The sequence below is a fragment of the Klebsiella sp. X1-16S-Nf21 genome, from assembly GCF_002837615.1.
GTDB lineage: Bacteria > Pseudomonadota > Gammaproteobacteria > Enterobacterales > Enterobacteriaceae > Klebsiella > Klebsiella variicola.
This window is the reverse complement of record NZ_PJDK01000006.1, coordinates 84231-101764: the sequence shown is the minus strand read 5'-3', so window position 1 is coordinate 101764 and position 17534 is coordinate 84231. Positions and strand designations below refer to the sequence as shown.

The window sequence follows — 17534 nt, the reverse complement described above, 5'->3', positions numbered from 1 at the left end:
AAGATATACTCAGTTTAAACATGCGCTATTTCCTTGTAGCGCCCCACCAGGCAACAAGACAGGAGGTTTTTGATGCTGATTTTTATTCCTATCCTTATTTTCGTCGCGCTGGTCATTGTGGCCGCGGCGGTGAAAATTGTCCCGCAAGGCTATCAGTGGACGGTAGAACGTTTTGGGCGCTTTACCCAGACGCTGCAGCCGGGATTAAGCTTAGTCGTGCCGTTTATGGACCGAATCGGCCGCAAAGTGAACATGATGGAGCAGGTGCTCGACATCCCCTCGCAGGAGGTTATCTCCCGGGATAACGCCAACGTCACCATCGACGCTGTCTGCTTTATTCAGGTGATTGACGCGCCAAAGGCCGCCTACGAGGTCAGCAATCTTGAGCAGGCGATCGTCAACCTGACGATGACCAATATCCGTACCGTGCTCGGCTCGATGGAGCTGGACGAAATGCTCTCCCAACGCGACAGCATTAACACCCGTCTGCTGCATATCGTTGACGACGCCACTAATCCGTGGGGAGTAAAAATCACCCGCGTCGAAATTCGCGACGTTCGCCCGCCGGCGGAGCTTATTGCCTCAATGAACGCCCAGATGAAAGCCGAACGTACCAAACGCGCCTATATCCTTGAGGCCGAAGGGGTGCGACAGGCGGAAATTCTGAAAGCGGAAGGGGAAAAGCAGTCGCAGATCCTCAAAGCCGAGGGGGAACGGCAGTCCGCTTTCCTGCAGGCCGAAGCTCGCGAACGTTCCGCCGAAGCGGAAGCCCGCGCCACTCAGATGGTCTCCTCGGCAATCGCCTCGGGCGATATTCAGGCGATCAACTACTTCGTGGCGCAGAAGTACACCGATGCGCTGCAGCAGATTGGCGCCGCTAACAACAGCAAAGTGGTGCTGATGCCGCTGGATGCCAGTAGCCTGATGGGATCGATTGCCGGGATCAGCGAGCTGATCAAAGAAGGCGCTGGCGATCGGAAAAAATCATGATCGACATGATCTTCGCCCATCCGCATCTGTTCTGGTTAAGCCTGGGCGGGCTGCTGCTGGCGGCCGAGATGCTTGGCGGCAGCGGCTATCTGCTGTGGAGCGGCGTCGCTGGCGTGGTGACCGGCGCCCTGACCTGGCTCCTGCCGCTGAACTGGGAATGGCAAGGGACGCTGTTTGCCGTTCTCACCCTGCTGGCGGCGTGGCTGTGGTCGAAATGGCTGCGCAAGCGGGTCAAAACGCAGCGTCCGGCCGATGCTCAGCTCAACCAGCGCGGGCAGCAACTGGTGGGCCGCCGCCTGACGCTGGATGCCCCGCTGGTAAACGGCCGTGGCCATGTACGCGTGGGCGACAGCTCCTGGCCGGTGATTGCCGATGAAGACCTCGCGGCGGGCAGCAAGGTTGAAGTAATTGCCGTAGAAGGAATTACGCTACGAATCAGACCCGTCGTCCGTTAAGCCTGCGCCTTGCGATGGCAGCAGCCGGAAAGATTATCGATAATCGGGCACTCCGCGCTGTCGTCGCCGGGGCAGGATTCGGCCAGCGCCAGCAGGTGCGCGCGCATATTTTGCAGCTCGCGGATATGGTTCTCGATATCCGCCACTTTCTCCAGCGTGCGTTTTTTCACATCGGCGCTGTGCCGCGACGGGTCGTTGAACAAGGCCACCAGCTCGCGGCACTCTTCCAGGTTAAACCCCACCTGCCGCGCCTGGCGCAGCAGCGTCAGCTCATCGAGATGCTGCTGACTGTAAGTGCGGTAGCCGTTTTCGCTCCGCAACGGCGGCGTCACCAGCCCCTTCTCTTCGTAAAAACGAATCGCTTTGCTGGTTAAACCGGTTTTTTTCGCCACATCGCTGATATTCATTTTTTCTCCTTGACCTTCCCCTTGCTGGAAGGTTTAACCTTCTTAATACTCGATGAAAGAGTGGGTCTGGTCAATCGTTGACCGGAAAATTATTCAGGAGTTATTTATGTCTAACACTATCGACCTGACGCTGGATGGCCTCTCCTGCGGCCACTGCGTCAAACGCGTGAAAGAGAGTCTGGAACAGCGTCCTGACGTTGAGCAAGCCGAGGTGACCCTCACTGAAGCCCATGTCACGGGCAGCGCCAGCGCGCAAGCGCTGATTGATACCGTGAAACAAGCCGGATACGGCGCGGAGCTCAGCCACCCAAAGGCTAAACCGCTGGCAGAATCATCAATCCCGTCGGAAGCACTGACAGCGGCCACTCCTGAGCTTCCGGCAGCCCATGACGAAGATGACAGTCAACAGCTGCTGATCAACGGCATGAGCTGCGCCAGCTGCGTCTCCCGGGTACAAAACGCGCTTGCCGCGGTGCCGGGCGTCTCACAGGCGCGGGTTAACCTGGCGGAACGCACGGCGCTGGTGATGGGCAGTGCGTCCGCCGCAGAATTAGTGCAGGCGGTGGAGAAAGCCGGCTATGGCGCGGAGGCGATCGAAGACGATCTGCAACGCCGCGAACGCCAGCAGGAAACCGCTATTGCTACGATGAAGCGTTTTCGCTGGCAGGCGATTGTCGCCCTGCTGGTCGGCGTGCCGGTGATGGTCTGGGGGATGATCGGCGATAACATGATGGTCAGCGATGACAACCGTTCGCTGTGGCTGGTTATCGGCCTTGTCACCCTCGCTGTCATGGTCTTTGCCGGCGGCCACTTCTACCGCAGCGCGTGGAAAAGCCTGAAAAATGGCACCGCCACCATGGATACGCTCGTGGCGCTCGGCACCGGCGTCGCCTGGCTGTACTCGATGAGCGTCAACCTGTGGCCGCAGTGGTTTCCGATGGAAGCCCGGCATCTGTATTACGAAGCCAGCGCGATGATTATCGGCCTGATTAACCTCGGCCATATGCTGGAGGCCCGCGCCCGCCAGCGCTCCTCGAAAGCGCTGGAGAAACTGCTCGATCTGACGCCGCCTTCAGCCCGCGTGGTGACCCCTGAGGGGGAAAAGGATCTGCCGCTCGCGGAAGTTCAGGCGGGTATGACGCTGCGCCTGACCACCGGCGACCGCGTTCCGGTTGACGGCGTGATAAGCCAGGGCGAAGCCTGGTTTGATGAAGCAATGCTCACCGGCGAACCGGTACCGCAGCAAAAAGGCGATGGCGATGCCATTCACGCCGGCACCGTGGTGCAGGACGGCAGCGTGCTGTTCACCGCCAGCGCCGTCGGCAGCCAGACCACGCTGGCACGTATTATCCGCATGGTGCGCCAGGCGCAGAGCAGCAAACCGGAGATCGGCCAGCTGGCGGATAAAATCTCCGCCGTATTTGTTCCGGCGGTGGTCGCCATTGCGCTGATCAGCGCCGCGATCTGGTACGTCTTCGGCCCGGCGCCGCAGATCGTCTATACCCTGGTCATTGCCACCACGGTACTGATTATCGCCTGTCCGTGCGCGTTAGGCCTGGCGACGCCGATGTCGATTATCTCCGGCGTTGGCCGGGCGGCGGAGTACGGTGTGCTGGTGCGCGATGCCGATGCGCTGCAGCGCGCTAGCGAGCTCGACACCCTGGTGTTCGATAAAACCGGCACCCTGACCGAAGGCAAGCCGCAGGTGGTGACTGTAAAGACCTTCTCTGGCATTGATGAAGCGACTGCGGTGCGTCTTGCCGCCGCGCTGGAGCAGGGCTCAAGCCATCCGCTGGCGCGAGCGATCCTCGATAAAGCCGCCGACAGTTCGTTGCCGGAAGTGAGCGGCTTCCGCACCCTGCGCGGCCTTGGCGTCAGCGGCGAAGCGGAAGGTCATCGCCTGCTGCTCGGCAACCAGGCGCTGCTCAACGAGCAGCATATCGCCACCGGCGATATAGAAAGCGAGATGACGGCGCAGGCCTCGCGCGGCGCCACGCCGGTGCTGCTGGCGGTGGATGGTCAGGCGGCCGCGCTGTTCGCCATCCGTGACCCGCTGCGCGAAGACAGCGTCGACGCCCTGGCCCGCCTGCATCGGCAGGGCTACCGGCTGGTGATGCTTACCGGGGATAATCCCACCACCGCGAAGGCCATCGCCAAAGAAGCCGGCATTGATGAAGTGATCGCCGGCGTGCTGCCGGACGGTAAAGCCGATGCCATTAAACGACTGCAGAGCCAGGGGCACAAAGTGGCGATGGTTGGCGACGGCATTAACGACGCTCCGGCGCTGGCCCAGGCGGATGTCGGGATCGCCATGGGCGGCGGCAGCGATGTCGCTATTGAAACCGCGGCGATCACCCTGATGCGCCATAGTCTTCACGGCGTGGCCGATGCGCTGGCGATTTCGAAAGCGACCTTACGCAATATGAAACAGAACCTGCTGGGCGCGTTTGTCTACAACTCGCTGGGCATCCCGATTGCCGCCGGGATCCTCTGGCCGCTGACCGGCACCCTGCTCAACCCGGTGGTCGCCGGCGCGGCGATGGCGCTGTCGTCGATCACCGTGGTGAGTAACGCCAACCGCCTGCTGCGCTTTAAACCAAAAGAGTAAACGCCGTCAGATGAAACGGGCGCCGACGTTGTTCGGCGCCTGTATTTTTGCTGACACAAGAAAAGCCCGCCGGAAGGGTGACGTGTATCACCATATGCGCTAGCATGAAGTCCTCACACTTCGGAGCGCGTATGGGCCTGTTAAACCGGATAAAAATGCTGTGGCGAGCCGCCGTCGGCTCGTCTTATTCCTGGCCTGCGATGGATATCGTCCTGCCCGGCGAACGCTATTTGCACCTCGTCGGCAGCATCCATATGGGCACCCGCGACATGGCGCCGCCGCCGGCGAAGCTTCTGAAAAAAATACGCCAGGCCGATGCGTTAATCGTCGAGGCCGATATCAGCGGCAATGAAACCCCGTTTAGCAACCTTCCCTCTTACCCGCCGCTGGCAGAACGTCTGAGCGATGCGCAGTTGAGCGAGCTAGAGGCGCGAGCCGGCGAGCTGGGCCTGTCGGTCGGGCTGTTCGACAGCCAGCCGCTGTGGCAGGTGGCGATGGTGCTACAAGCCACCCAGGCGCAGAAGCTGGGACTGCGGCCGGATTACGGCATCGATTATCAGTTGCTGATGGCCGCCCGCGAGAGCAACATAACGGTGATGGAGCTGGAAGGCGCCGACAGCCAAATCGCGCTGCTGCGCGATCTGCCCGACGGGGGGATGGCGCTGCTGGAGGATACGCTGAGCCACTGGCGGACCAATGCCCGCCTGCTACAGGTGATGATCGGCTGGTGGCTGGAGCAACCGCCATCACGCGGCGCGGTATCGCTGCCGACGACCTTTAGCCAGTCTTTGTATGATGTGCTGATGCACCAGCGCAATCTCGCCTGGCGCGAGACGCTGCTGGCCTTGCCGCCGGGGCGCTACGTGGTTGCCGTCGGCGCGCTGCACCTGTATGGCGAAGGGAATCTGCCGGATATGCTGACCTAAAAAAATGGCCAATATTGCTATTGGCCCGTCAAAGAGGAATTTCATCATTATTATTATCCCGGGATTTGCATCCCGGATCGTCTGATTGTCGCTCAAAGTGACCATCACTGCCAACACTATTGCGCAAGATGGTACTATTTTTTAGACAACCTGCGGGCGTATTCTGACGTCACGCAAAACCGGTTGGTAAGAAGGATAGCTATGACTCCCGCCGTTAAATTACTCGAAAAAAACAAAATCCCCTTTCAGATCCACAGTTACGATCACGATCCCAATGAGACCAACTTCGGAGATGAAGTGGTGCGCAAGCTCGGCCTCAATGCCGACCAGGTTTACAAGACCCTGCTGGTCGCCGTTAACGGCGATATGAAGCATCTGGCGGTCGCCGTCACCCCGGTCGCCGGGCAGCTGGATTTGAAGAAAGTGGCGAAAGCGCTGGGCGCCAAGAAAGTCGACATGGCCGACCCGATGGTGGCGCAGCGTATCACCGGCTATCTGGTGGGCGGTATCAGTCCGCTGGGGCAGAAGAAGCGCCTGCCGACGGTGATTGACGCTCCGGCGCAGGAATTTGCCACCATCTATATTTCCGGCGGCAAACGCGGTCTGGATATTGAGCTGGCGGCCAGCGATCTGGCGCAGCTTCTGGACGCTAAGTTCGCCGATATCGCCCGCCGCGATTGAGCACACCATCCCGGATAGCGGCGCACGCGCCTTATCCGGGTTACCCAACTCGTAGCCCCGGTAAGCGCAGCGCCACCGGGGAAATAGCCAACCTGAAGCCCAGGCTTACTGCCAGCTCACCTCGCCTTTCGGCTCGTAGGCTGCCGCATCCAGCGGCGAGTTCTTCTCGATATACTCTTTCAGCACTTCGGCATCGATAAAGCCGGTATTCACATACCCGGGTTTATCGGCAATGTTCGGATAGCCATCGCCGCCGGTAGCGTTAAAGCTCAGCGTCGCCATCCGGTAGGTCTTCGCCGGATCCACCGGTTCGCCTTTGATTTTCAGATCGTTCAGTTTGCCATCTTTGGCTACAAAGCTGACGTTGGCAAACTGCGGATAGGCGCCGGAATCCGGCTTCATCTGCGCGACGGCGGTCAGGTAATCCACCACCTCCTTGCCGCTCATATCGACATAGGTCAGCACATTGCCGAACGGCTGGACCTTCATCACATCCTTATAGGTGATATCCCCCGCCTCGATGGAGTCGCGGATCCCACCGCCGCTCATCACCGCGAAATCCGCGTTGCTGCGCGCCATCTGCGCCGCCAGCAGCAGGTGGCCCATATTGGTCTGCACAAAGCGCACTTTACTGCGGTCGCCCTCCAGATGACCATTCACGCTACCGATTTTGACCTGCAGTTGCGCTTTGCCTTTGTTCTGGAATGGCGTCAGCAGCGACATCATCTGCGGGTTCTCCGCGATCTGCGGCGTATACAGCACCCGCTCGCTTTGGCCGTTATCGTAAGTCACTTTTTTCTTCAGGTTCACCGGGATCAACTGATAATGCACCAGCTTCATCTCGCCGTTGCGGAACTCAAAATCGGCGCGGCCGACGTATTTGCCCCACTCATGCGCCTGGACGATCCAGATGCCGTTCTGACGATCCGGCGCGCACGGGGTGCCTGGCACATAATCGACCTGCTTTTTATTTTCCGACGCCATGCATACCGGATCCTGCGAGTGACCGCCGACGATCATCGCCAGCGATCCCGCAGGTAAACTCCGCGCCATTTCAACGTCGCCCGGCGCGTTAGAGCCATGGTTGCCATTGTCGTAATGGCCCATATGGGTGGTGGCCAGGATCACTTCCGGCTTTTCATTCTGCTGCAGCTCCTGGATCACCAGCTTCGCCTCTTCCGCCGGTTTGCGGAATTCGATATCGGTGAAATATTCCGGATTGCCAATCTTGGCCGTATCGTCGGTGGTTAAGCCAATCACCGCGATTTTCAGCCCGCCGCGCTTAAACAGCGCCCAGGGTTTGAACAGCCGTTCGCCGGTGCTTTTCTGATAAATATTGGCCGACAGGAACGGGAACTTCGCCCACTTTTCCTGCTGGCGCAGCACGCTCAGCGGATTATCAAATTCATGGTTCCCCACCGCCATTGCGTCGTAGCCGATCAGGTTCATGCCGCGAAAATCGGGCTCTGCATCCTGTAAATCAGACTCCGGCACGCCGGTATTAATATCGCCGCCGGATAACAGCAGGACGCTCCCCCCTTCCGCCGCCACCTCTTTCCGGATGCCATCGACCAGCGTTTTCTGCGCCGCCAGACCATATTCGCCGTAGTCATTGCGCCAGAAATGGCCGTGATGATCGTTGGTGTGCAGGATGGTAATTTTATAGGTTTTATCCTGTTCATAGGCCTGCGCGGACAGGCTGCCCAGCGATAAGGCGGCGAATAACGCCAGCGCTACGCTGTGTTTGAAATAATGCATGCTTCACTCCCTGACTTAATCCCAAGTGCCGAAAGTATAGCGAGTTAGTCGCGTTGACAAATATGTTTTCAGAATTGCGACTTCCTTCAAACCTTATCAACAGGTATGTTAGTTGGATAATAATTCCACCTGCATCCTCTATACGCCTTCGCGTTGTATGGCATTGCGTCAGCCCGTTGGTCATATTTCCCATGTAGTAGCCGGGAAAATCAGGGTCGTCGCCATGGCGTACAAATGACGAAAGCTATATAAAAAAGTGACGTGAACCTATGGCAATCAATCAGACCGCTCAACCCCTGTCCGGCCCCGCTGCGCCGCCGCAAAAAGCACGCACCTCGTTTGGCATCTTAGGCGCGATCAGCCTGTCCCATTTGCTTAACGATATGATCCAGTCGCTCATCCTTGCGATTTACCCACTGCTGCAGGCGGAGTTCTCCCTTACCTTCGTGCAGATCGGGATGATCACCCTCACCTTCCAGCTCACCTCATCGCTATTCCAGCCGGTGATTGGCTACATCACCGATAAACGCTCGATGCCGTGGTCGCTGCCGGTGGGCATGTGCTTCACCCTCTGCGGTTTGATTCTGCTGGCGCTGGCCGGGAGTTTCGGCATGGTGCTGCTGGCTGCCGCGCTGGTGGGTACCGGCTCCTCGGTTTTCCATCCGGAATCATCCCGCGTGGCGCGGATGGCCTCTGGCGGCCGTCACGGCCTGGCCCAGTCGCTGTTCCAGGTCGGCGGCAACTTCGGCAGCTCGCTTGGTCCATTGCTGGCGGCGGTAATTATCGCCCCCTATGGCAAAGGCAACGTCGCCTGGTTCGTGCTGGCCGCCCTGCTGGCTATTGTGGTGCTGTCGCAAATCAGCCGCTGGTATGCCGCACAGCACCGTATGAATAAAGGCAAACCGAAGCCGCTGATCGTTAATCCGCTGCCGCGCAATAAGGTGATTCTGGCGGTAGGTATTCTGCTGATGCTGATTTTCTCGAAATATTTCTACATGGCGAGCATTAGCAGCTATTACACCTTTTATCTGATGCATAAGTTCGGATTATCGGTGCAAAATGCCCAGCTTCATCTGTTTGCCTTCCTGTTCGCGGTTGCCGCCGGGACGGTAATCGGCGGGCCGGTTGGCGATAAAATTGGACGTAAATATGTGATTTGGGGCTCTATCCTCGGCGTGGCGCCGTTTACCCTCGTTTTACCCTACGCCAGCCTTGAATGGACGGGTATTTTGACGGTGATTATTGGTTTTATCCTCGCCTCGGCCTTTTCCGCTATCCTGGTCTATGCGCAGGAGCTGCTGCCGGGCCGAATCGGCATGGTTTCTGGCCTGTTCTTCGGCTTCGCCTTTGGCATGGGTGGCCTTGGCGCCGCGGTGCTGGGCCTGCTGGCGGACCATACCAGTATCGATCTGGTGTATAAAATCTGTGCCTTCCTGCCGCTGCTGGGTTTCCTGACGATATTTCTTCCTGATAACCGGCAAAAAGCCTGATTATCCGGCGGCCAAAGTGCAACGCTGGCCGCCGTTATCCCTTGCGCCATCAGCCTGATGCGCGCATTCCCTCCGCGATTTTCCCTTCTGTGCCTTTTGGCCGGTTAATTCCATTTTTTTGCACAATTCAAGAATTATTCATAAACAAAGTGAACGTTTTTGTCATAAACTATTACCCGGATAGGGTAGCAAAATGGACCGATACACCACTGGAAAGGAGACGGAATGCACCACGCAACACCGCTTATCACCACCATTGTCGGCGGCCTCGTGCTCGCCTTTATTCTCGGCATGATTGCCAATAAGCTACGTATTTCTCCTCTGGTGGGATATCTCTTAGCGGGCGTGCTGGCCGGACCTTTCACCCCAGGCTTTGTTGCTGATACCAAACTGGCTCCTGAACTGGCAGAACTCGGCGTGATCCTGCTGATGTTCGGCGTCGGGCTGCATTTTTCCCTGAAAGATCTGATGGCGGTAAAGTCGATCGCCATTCCCGGGGCCATCGCCCAGATAGCCGTGGCGACGCTGCTGGGTATGGCACTTTCCGCCGCCCTTGGCTGGTCGCTGATGACCGGCATCGTCTTTGGCCTGTGTCTCTCCACCGCCAGTACCGTGGTGCTACTGCGTGCCCTCGAGGAGCGACAGCTTATTGACAGTCAGCGCGGGCAGATTGCCATTGGCTGGCTGATTGTAGAAGACCTGGTGATGGTCCTGACGCTGGTCCTGCTGCCAGCGATTGCCGGGATGACGGAGAAAGGTGACGTTGGCTTCGCCTCTCTGGCCCTCGACCTCGGGATCACCATTGGTAAAGTGGTGGCCTTTATCGCCATCATGATGCTGGTCGGTCGCCGGTTGGTGCCGTGGATCATGTCGCGCAGCGCCGCCACCGGATCACGCGAGCTGTTCACCCTGTCGGTGCTGGCCCTGGCGCTGGGCATCGCCTTCGGCGCCGTGGAGCTGTTTGATGTCTCCTTCGCCCTTGGCGCCTTCTTCGCCGGCATGGTGCTTAACGAATCTGAGCTGAGCCACCGCGCCGCCCATGACACCCTGCCGCTGCGCGACGCCTTCGCGGTGCTGTTCTTTGTCTCCGTCGGCATGCTGTTTGACCCGATGGTGCTGGTGCAGCAGCCGCTGGCGGTGCTGGCGACACTGGCGATTATTATCTTTGGTAAATCCGCCGCCGCCTTTTTCCTCGTGCGTATGTTTGGTCATTCGCCGCGTACCGCATTGACCATTGCCGCCAGCCTGGCGCAGATTGGTGAGTTTGCCTTTATTCTCGCCGGCCTGGGGATGGCGCTTAACCTGCTGCCGCAGGCTGGACAAAACCTGGTGCTGGCCGGGGCGATCATCTCGATTATGCTCAACCCGGTGCTGTTTACCCTGCTGGAAAAATATCTCGATAAAACCGAAACCCTCGACGAGCAGACGCTGGAAGAGGTGCTGGAAGATGAGAAACAGGTGCCAGTCGATATCTGTAACCACGCGCTGCTGGTTGGCTTCGGCCGCGTCGGCAGTCTGCTGGGCGAGAAGCTGATGGCCCAGGGGATCCCGCTGGTGGTGGTTGAAACCTCGCGTACCCGCGTGGATGAGTTACGCGAGCGCGGGATCAGCGCGGTGCTGGGTAATGCCGCCAATGAAGAGATCATGGAACTGGCGCATCTCGACTGCGCCCGCTGGCTGCTGCTGACTATCCCCAACGGCTACGAGGCCGGAGAGATTGTCGCTTCCGCACGGGAAAAATGCCCGAATATCGAGATCATCGCCCGCGCCCATTACGATGATGAAGTGGACTACATTATCGATCGCGGGGCTAATCAGGTGGTGATGGGCGAGCGGGAAATTGCCCGCGCCATGCTGCAGCTTCTGGAAACGCCACCGGCCGGTGAAGTGGTCACCGGCTGATGTACTGCCCTCTCCCCGTCGGGAGAGGGGCGCGCTTACCGATCCCAGTACGCCTCTTCCAGGCTGTCCTCACGCTCCGGCAGGCCGCGGGTTAAACGCGGCGAGTGCTGGTTCAGCACCTGATAGCTCACGCGGTTGGCATATTTACACACCTGCGCCAGTGAGGAGTAGGTCAGCCATTTGCATTTGTGCTTGCTGGAGTTGGGTACGTTATTGCGGTGGTAGTTATTGGCGGTGATGTCATGCAGCAGCGCCGCCAGGGCGCCGTCGCCAGCGCCGTTGGTATTCATGATTTTTTCAGGCCCGCCCATATACGGGGCGATATGTGAATAGATACGCAGCGGATTAACGCAATCCTGGTGGCGCATCGCACGGCTGAATTCAAACTGGTTAAACTCCGGGATCGCCCCCGGCAGCAGCGGATGCTGGGTTTTCCGCTTCGCCTCTTCTTCGGTAAAGCCCGCCATATACAGGCCCGCCGGACCGGCAGTGCACAGCACCAGGTCGACCCAGTCCAGCGCTTTATCCGCCGCCGACAGCGGATCGGCAAAACCGGTCAGGGCTTCCCCTTCTTCTTCATTCATCGCCAGAATCGAGACATGCTCCTGCAGGAACTGCTGCCACCACGCCGGGTTATCGGCAATCACGTATTTAGTTCCGAGAGTTAACACCACCGGCACATCATGCTTTTTGGCGTACTCGATGGCTTTCATCGTGGCGTCTGGCATCGGCTCGCCCGGCTTGCAGCGTACCAGGTAGGAGGTGAGCACCAGCGCCGAGGCGCCGGCGATCACCGCTTCCGGAATGCTTTCCGGGCGCAGCTTGTTCATGTGACCCGGGCTGATGGCGAAGGTGCGCTCGCCGCTGTCGCTGATCAGGGTAAAACAGCGGCCAATGGCGCCGTCGACGCCCTGCAGATAGTTCAGATCGGTGCGGCTGGAGGTATTGCACAGGTAGCGATAGGCATAGCCGCCGATGTCGATATTGCTGCACATCACGCCAAGCAGCACCGAGCGATCGTCCGCCAGCACCGAGTAGTTGTGCATGGTATTGCCGATGGTGCCGCCGGCAAACTGATGGGTAATGAGATTATTGCGTACCAGCTCCTGGTACAGCGCCTCGGCGACGTCATCTTCAATCACCAGCGAGTGGCCCGCGCTCAGACCATAGCGTACGATAAACGCTTCATCCACTTTCGCTTCGATATCCACCAGCGTCTGGTCGATACCGACCACCCAGGAGACGCTGGATTCATTCTCCGGCTGAATTTGCTGCAGCAGCGGGTCGCGGGCGTTGACGGGAAAATAGTGTTTGGATTTGCGTTTACCGGGAAATTTCATAGTGGCGCTTAAATAACAGGGAACAAGCGGGAAATAGTAGCATATTCCCCGCCCTGCGCGCGATCAGCGATAAGGCGCCGTCAGGTTGACCATCATCTCAATATGCGCCACATCCGCATTTAGCGCCGGAATATATTCATACTGCTCGCCACCCGCTTCGAGGAAAACTTCCCGGTTCTGAACGGCAATCTCTTCCAGCGTTTCGAGACAGTCAGCGGCAAACCCCGGGCACAGCACCTGAATATGCTTCGTCCCCTGCTCGCCAAGCATCTTCAGCGTCTCATCGGTGTACGGCGTCAGCCAGGGTTCCCGGCCAAAGCGCGACTGGAAGGTCATCATCACCCGCTCCGGCGGCAGCCCCAGCGCGGAAACCAGTTCCCGCGTGGTATCGCGACAGCGCTGGGGATAATCATCGCCCTGGTTGGCATAGCGCTGCGGGATCCCATGGTAGGAGAGCAGCAGCAGATCGGGTTCCCCGTGCACCGCGAAGGAGGCGCGCACGCTGGCCGCCAGCGCATGGATATAGTCCGGGTGATCGGCATAATCGCGAATAAACGAGATACCCGGAATAGCGCGCTTTTTCGCAAGGATCCGCGCCAGCTCATCCCAGACGGCGGCCACCGTCGAACAGGAATATTGTGGGTACAGCGGCAGCACCACGATGTGTCCCACCCCCTGCGCCAGTAAATCATCCACCGCGCTGGCCAGCGACGGCGAACCATAGCTCATGCCCAGCGCCACCGGCGTATCCGGCAGCCTGGCGGCCAGCGCCTGCTGCTGGCGACGGCTGTATACCATCAGCGGCGATCCCTCCTCCATCCACACGGACTGATAGAGCTTCGCCACGCGCGGGGAGCGAATCGGCAGTATGACGCCACGCAGCAGCGGCCACCATAGCAGACGAGATGTATCCACCACCCGTTTGTCGCTGAGGAATTGTCGCAGATAGCGCTTCACCGCACCGGGGGTGGGCGCATCGGGAGTGCCTAAATTGGCCAGCAAGATACCTGTTTTCGTCTGATGCATTACCGCCTCTTAACCATTTGAATCGCAGCCAATTGTAGCTGAAATGGCGCTAAACGGAACCAATCATAGCAAAAGGTAGAAATGAGAGGAGTTCTCATCCTGCGGCAGCAGGATGAGAAAAGGCTTTATCAGCCGAGGATTTTTTCCAGTTCAGCGCGCACGTCAGCTACCGCTTTGGTGCCGTCGACTTTGGCATATTTGGTGTTGCCCGCCTGCGCTTCTTTGGTGTAGTAGCCGATCAGCGGTGCTGTCATCTGATGGTATTCCACCAGGCGCTTACGCACGGTCTCTTCCTGGTCGTCTTTACGGGTGGTCAGCTCTTCGCCGGTCACATCGTCTTTGCCTTCCACCTTCGGCGGATTGAATTTGATGTGGTAGACGCGACCGGATGCCGCGTGAACGCGACGGCCAACGATGCGGTCGACGATCAGTTCGTCCGGCACGTCGAATTCCAGCACGTAATCAACGGTAATACCCGCTTCTTTCATGGCGTCAGCCTGCGGAATGGTGCGCGGGAAGCCGTCCAGCAGGAAGCCGTTACGACAATCTTCCTGGGCGATACGCTCTTTCACCAGCGCGATGACCAGCTCATCGGTTACCAGCTTGCCGGCGTCCATAATGTCTTTCGCTTGCTTACCGAGCTCAGAGCCGGATTTTACCGCCGCGCGCAGCATATCGCCGGTGGAGATTTGCGGAATACCGTATTTCTCCATGATGAACTGAGCCTGAGTTCCTTTACCCGCGCCCGGAGCGCCAAGCAGAATAATACGCATTACGAAAATCCCCTCAAAAGTCGATTCAATTTTTCAAAAACGCTAAACCATACCACCAGAACGGCGATGGCTCAAGGAAGGCGGTGCGGCTGAAACGGTTAATGGTGAGATATTTTATGCAATCCAATGTGAAATGCCCCGCCGGAGCAAATTGCTCAGGCGGGGCATTTATCCCGTTCCCGGCGTCGCGTCGCTCGGCCGGGCTACTCGTTCAGGTTCGCGTCAGGAAGCCAGCAGCTGGTTCATACGACGGATAAACTGGTTCGGATCTTCCAGCGTGCCGCGCTCGGCCAGCAGCGCCTGATCCAGCAGCAGTTCCACCCATTCGCCGAACTGCGCGTCATCCTGCGTATCGGCGGCGCGTTTCACCAGCTGATGCGCCGGGTTCAGTTCGAAGATGTATTTCACTTCCGGTGCCGCCTGGCCCGCTGCCGCGAACAGCTTCGCCATCTGCGTGCTCATCTCATCGGCATCGGTAGTGACAATCGCCGGGGTGTCGGTCAGACGATGGGTCAGACGCACCTCTTTCACCCGGTCGCCAAGCAGGTTTTTCACACGCTCAACGAACGGCTCCAGCGCTTTTTCAGCTTCTTTGGTGGACTCGTCCACTTCATCCGCCAGCTTGTCCAGCGACTCGTCGGCTTTCGCCACCGACTGGAACGCTTTGCCGTCGAACTCGGTCAGGTAGCTCATCATCCACTCGTCGATGCGATCGGAGAGCAGCAGAACTTCAATCCCTTTCTTACGCAGCAGTTCGAGGTGCGGGCTGCTCTTCGCCGCCGCATAGCTGTCGGCAGTGATGTAGTAGATCTTCTCCTGGCCTTCTTTCATCCGCGAGACATACTCTTCCAGCGACACGGTCTGCGCGGAGGAGTCGGTATGCGTCGTCGCGAAACGCAGCAGTTTGGCGATCGCTTCCTGGTTGCTCGGATCTTCCGCCGGGCCCTCTTTCAGCACCAGGCCGAACTGTTTCCAGAAAGTTTGATATTTTTCAGCGTCGTCTTTCGCCAGCTTATCCAGCATCTGTAGCGCGCGTTTGGTCAGCGCGGTACGCAGGTTGCGGGTCACGCTGCTGTCCTGCAGGATTTCACGGGAGACGTTCAGCGGCAGATCGTTGGAGTCGATCAGGCCACGCACGAAGCGCAGGTAGTTCGGCATAAACTGCTCGGCGTCGTCCATAATGAACACACGCTGCACGTACAGCTTCAGGCCGTGTTTATGATCGCGGTTCCACATATCCCACGGCGCCTGCGACGGGATATACAGCAGGCTGGTATACTCCTGCTTACCTTCCACGCGGTTGTGGCTCCAGGTCAGCGGGTCGCTGTAGTCGTGAGCGATATGCTTGTAGAACTCTTTGTATTCGTCGTCGTTCACTTCGGACTTGCTGCGGGTCCACAGGGCCTGCGCCTTGTTGATTTTTTCCCACGAAATCACGGTTTCGCCGTCTTTCTCTTCCTGCTTTTCAATCTCAACCGGCAGCGCGATATGGTCGGAATACTTGCTGATGATGGAGCGCACGCGCCAGTCGTTGAGGAAATCGTCTTCGCCCTCACGCAGATGCAGGGTGATTTCGGTGCCGCGATCGGCTTTGGTGATGTCGGCAACGGTATATTCCCCTTCGCCGGCGGATTCCCAGAACACGCCATTCTCAGGTTTATCGCCCGCCGCACGGGTACGCACGGTCACTTTATCCGCCACGATGAAGGCAGAGTAGAAGCCGACGCCGAACTGGCCGATCAGCTGGCTGTCTTTCGCCTGGTCGGAACCCATCGATTCCAGAAACGCTTTGGTGCCGGATTTGGCGATAGTGCCGAGATGATCGATAACCTCTTCCCGGTTCATGCCGATACCGTTATCGGCGATGGTCAGGGTGCGGTTGTCTTTATCAAACGAAACCCGTACGCGCAGCTCGCCATCGCCCTCATACAAATCCGGCTGCGACAGCGCGCGGAAACGCAGCTTATCGGCCGCATCAGAGGCGTTGGAAATCAGCTCACGCAGAAAGATTTCTTTGTTGGAATAGAGGGAATGGATCATCAGGTGCAGAAGTTGCTTTACCTCTGACTGAAAACCACGAGTTTCTTGTCCTTTCATCTGATTCAACCTCAACAATGCCATTTTAAATGGGGTAAAAAACCGTTGAGTGGGAGATGGGGACTGCGGGGAAATTTTTCAAGCGGAGGTGGCGCTGGCCGCCTCCATTTGTTCAGAAAGTAATCTTGTGACGACCGGCCAGCGAGTGGGACAGCGTGGTGCCGTCGACCATTTCCAGCTCGCCGCCCACCGGCACGCCGTGGGCGATGCGGCTGGCATCAACGCCATACTGCGCGCACAGCTCCGCGATGTAGTTGGCCGTCGCCTCACCCTCAACGGTCGGGTTAGTGGCAAGGATCACCTCGGTGATCGACTCCGCTTCCAGCCGTTGTTCAAGGCGATCGAGCCCGATGTCATCTGGCCCGATGCCGTCGAGCGGCGACAGGTGCCCCATCAGCACGAAGTAGCGGCCGGAATACTGCCCGGTCTGCTCGATGGCGTGGATGTCCGCCGGACTCTCCACCACGCAGATCTGGCCGTTTTCCTGGCGACGCGGGTTGCTGCAGATATTGCACACCTCCTGCTCGGTGAAGGTGCGGCAATCGGCGCAGTGGCCGATCTCCGACATCGCGCGCGTCAGCGCCTGCGCCAGGCGCATACCGCCGCTGCGATCGCGCTGCAGCAGGGTAAACGCCATGCGCTGCGCCGACTTCGGGCCAACGCCCGGCAGACAGCGCAGCGCTTCCATAAGCTGAGTTAACAGCGGGCTGGTTTGCATCAGAACGGCATCTTGAAGCCTGGCGGCAGCTGCATACCGGCAGAAACGGAAGCCATCTTCTCTTTCTGGGTCTCTTCAATGCGGCGCGCGGCGTCGTTAAACGCGGCAGCCACCAGATCTTCCAGCATCTCTTTGTCGTCTTCCAGCAGGCTTGGGTCGATTTCCACACGGCGGCAGTTGTGCGCGCCGTTAATGGTCACTTTCACCAGACCCGCGCCGGATTCGCCAGTCACTTCCAGCTGAGCGATCTCTTCCTGCATCTTCTGCATTTTGTCTTGCATCTGCTGGGCCTGCTTCATCAGGTTACCCAGGCCGCCTTTTCCACCAAACATAGGCTTCTCTCTCAGTCATCGTTAAAGGTAC

General features: G+C 58.5%; 15 protein-coding genes. 7 read left to right on the top strand and 8 right to left on the bottom strand.

The window, feature by feature from the left end; genetic code table 11:
* Nucleotides 1-72 precede the first annotated feature (72 nt).
* Together CW267_RS04995 and CW267_RS04990 are read left to right on the top strand one after the other, a co-directional pair.
* Nucleotides 73-990: an SPFH domain-containing protein gene (locus CW267_RS04995; RefSeq protein ID WP_002892258.1), complete on the top strand. Its 918-nt coding sequence runs from the start codon at nt 73-75 to the stop codon at nt 988-990.
* Nucleotides 987-1445, top strand: coding sequence for an NfeD family protein (locus CW267_RS04990; RefSeq protein ID WP_032734897.1), 459 nt, complete (start codon nt 987-989; stop codon nt 1443-1445). Before CW267_RS04995 ends, CW267_RS04990 begins: the two co-directional genes overlap by 4 nt.
* Here CW267_RS04990 and cueR read toward each other — a convergent pair.
* The gene (gene cueR, locus CW267_RS04985; protein WP_002892208.1) at nt 1442-1852 is read right to left on the bottom strand and encodes a Cu(I)-responsive transcriptional regulator; all 411 of its coding nucleotides are present in this window, start codon (nt 1850-1852) and stop codon (nt 1442-1444) included. The genes CW267_RS04990 and cueR overlap by 4 nt on opposite strands.
* Before the next feature lie 106 nt (nt 1853-1958).
* Here cueR and copA point away from each other — a divergent pair, with 106 nt between their 5' ends.
* From copA to ybaK, 3 genes are all read left to right on the top strand, one after another.
* Complete coding sequence (copA, locus tag CW267_RS04980) at nt 1959-4460, top strand: copper-exporting P-type ATPase CopA (RefSeq protein WP_032736129.1); 2502 nt, start codon at nt 1959-1961, stop codon at nt 4458-4460.
* A gap of 131 nt (nt 4461-4591) precedes the next feature.
* A complete protein-coding gene (locus CW267_RS04975) occupies nt 4592-5386 on the top strand; it encodes a TraB/GumN family protein (protein WP_012542659.1) in 795 nt (264 codons plus the stop codon).
* Between the two features lie 201 nt (nt 5387-5587).
* On the top strand, nt 5588-6067 hold the full coding sequence (gene ybaK / locus CW267_RS04970) for a Cys-tRNA(Pro)/Cys-tRNA(Cys) deacylase YbaK (protein ID WP_004204728.1): 480 nt from the start codon (nt 5588-5590) through the stop codon (nt 6065-6067).
* Nucleotides 6068-6172: 105 nt separating this feature from the next.
* On the opposite strand, the gene ushA is transcribed toward ybaK, so the two are convergent.
* Nucleotides 6173-7825 carry a bifunctional UDP-sugar hydrolase/5'-nucleotidase UshA gene (ushA, locus tag CW267_RS04965; protein ID WP_100781114.1) on the bottom strand — a complete coding sequence of 551 codons (1653 nt, stop codon included), beginning with the start codon at nt 7823-7825 and terminating at the stop codon, nt 6173-6175.
* A 269-nt stretch (nt 7826-8094) separates the two neighbouring features.
* Between ushA and CW267_RS04960 the strand changes: the two genes are divergently transcribed.
* Together CW267_RS04960 and ybaL are read left to right on the top strand one after the other, a co-directional pair.
* A complete protein-coding gene (locus CW267_RS04960) occupies nt 8095-9315 on the top strand; it encodes an MFS transporter (RefSeq protein WP_008805454.1) in 1221 nt (406 codons plus the stop codon).
* A gap of 225 nt (nt 9316-9540) precedes the next feature.
* Nucleotides 9541-11217 carry a YbaL family putative K(+) efflux transporter gene (gene ybaL, locus CW267_RS04955; protein WP_008805453.1) on the top strand — a complete coding sequence of 559 codons (1677 nt, stop codon included), beginning with the start codon at nt 9541-9543 and terminating at the stop codon, nt 11215-11217.
* A gap of 35 nt (nt 11218-11252) precedes the next feature.
* On the opposite strand, the gene CW267_RS04950 is transcribed toward ybaL, so the two are convergent.
* The 6 genes from CW267_RS04950 to CW267_RS04925 form a co-directional block, all read right to left on the bottom strand.
* On the bottom strand, nt 11253-12557 hold the full coding sequence (locus CW267_RS04950; RefSeq protein WP_008805452.1) for an inosine/guanosine kinase: 1305 nt from the start codon (nt 12555-12557) through the stop codon (nt 11253-11255).
* 63 nt (nt 12558-12620) lie between these two features.
* Entirely contained in the window at nt 12621-13583 is a 963-nt protein-coding gene (hemH, locus tag CW267_RS04945; protein ID WP_008805451.1) for a ferrochelatase, read from the bottom strand.
* Between the two features lie 128 nt (nt 13584-13711).
* Complete coding sequence (adk, locus tag CW267_RS04940; RefSeq protein ID WP_002892184.1) at nt 13712-14356, bottom strand: adenylate kinase; 645 nt, start codon at nt 14354-14356, stop codon at nt 13712-13714.
* A 222-nt stretch (nt 14357-14578) separates the two neighbouring features.
* Nucleotides 14579-16453: a molecular chaperone HtpG gene (gene htpG / locus CW267_RS04935; protein WP_012542661.1), complete on the bottom strand. Its 1875-nt coding sequence runs from the start codon at nt 16451-16453 to the stop codon at nt 14579-14581.
* A 112-nt stretch (nt 16454-16565) separates the two neighbouring features.
* The gene (gene recR / locus CW267_RS04930; RefSeq protein ID WP_008805449.1) at nt 16566-17171 is read right to left on the bottom strand and encodes a recombination mediator RecR; all 606 of its coding nucleotides are present in this window, start codon (nt 17169-17171) and stop codon (nt 16566-16568) included.
* A complete protein-coding gene (locus tag CW267_RS04925; protein WP_008805448.1) occupies nt 17171-17503 on the bottom strand; it encodes a YbaB/EbfC family nucleoid-associated protein in 333 nt (110 codons plus the stop codon). The genes recR and CW267_RS04925 overlap by 1 nt, the downstream gene beginning before the upstream one ends.
* Between the last annotated feature and the right edge of the window lie 31 nt (nt 17504-17534).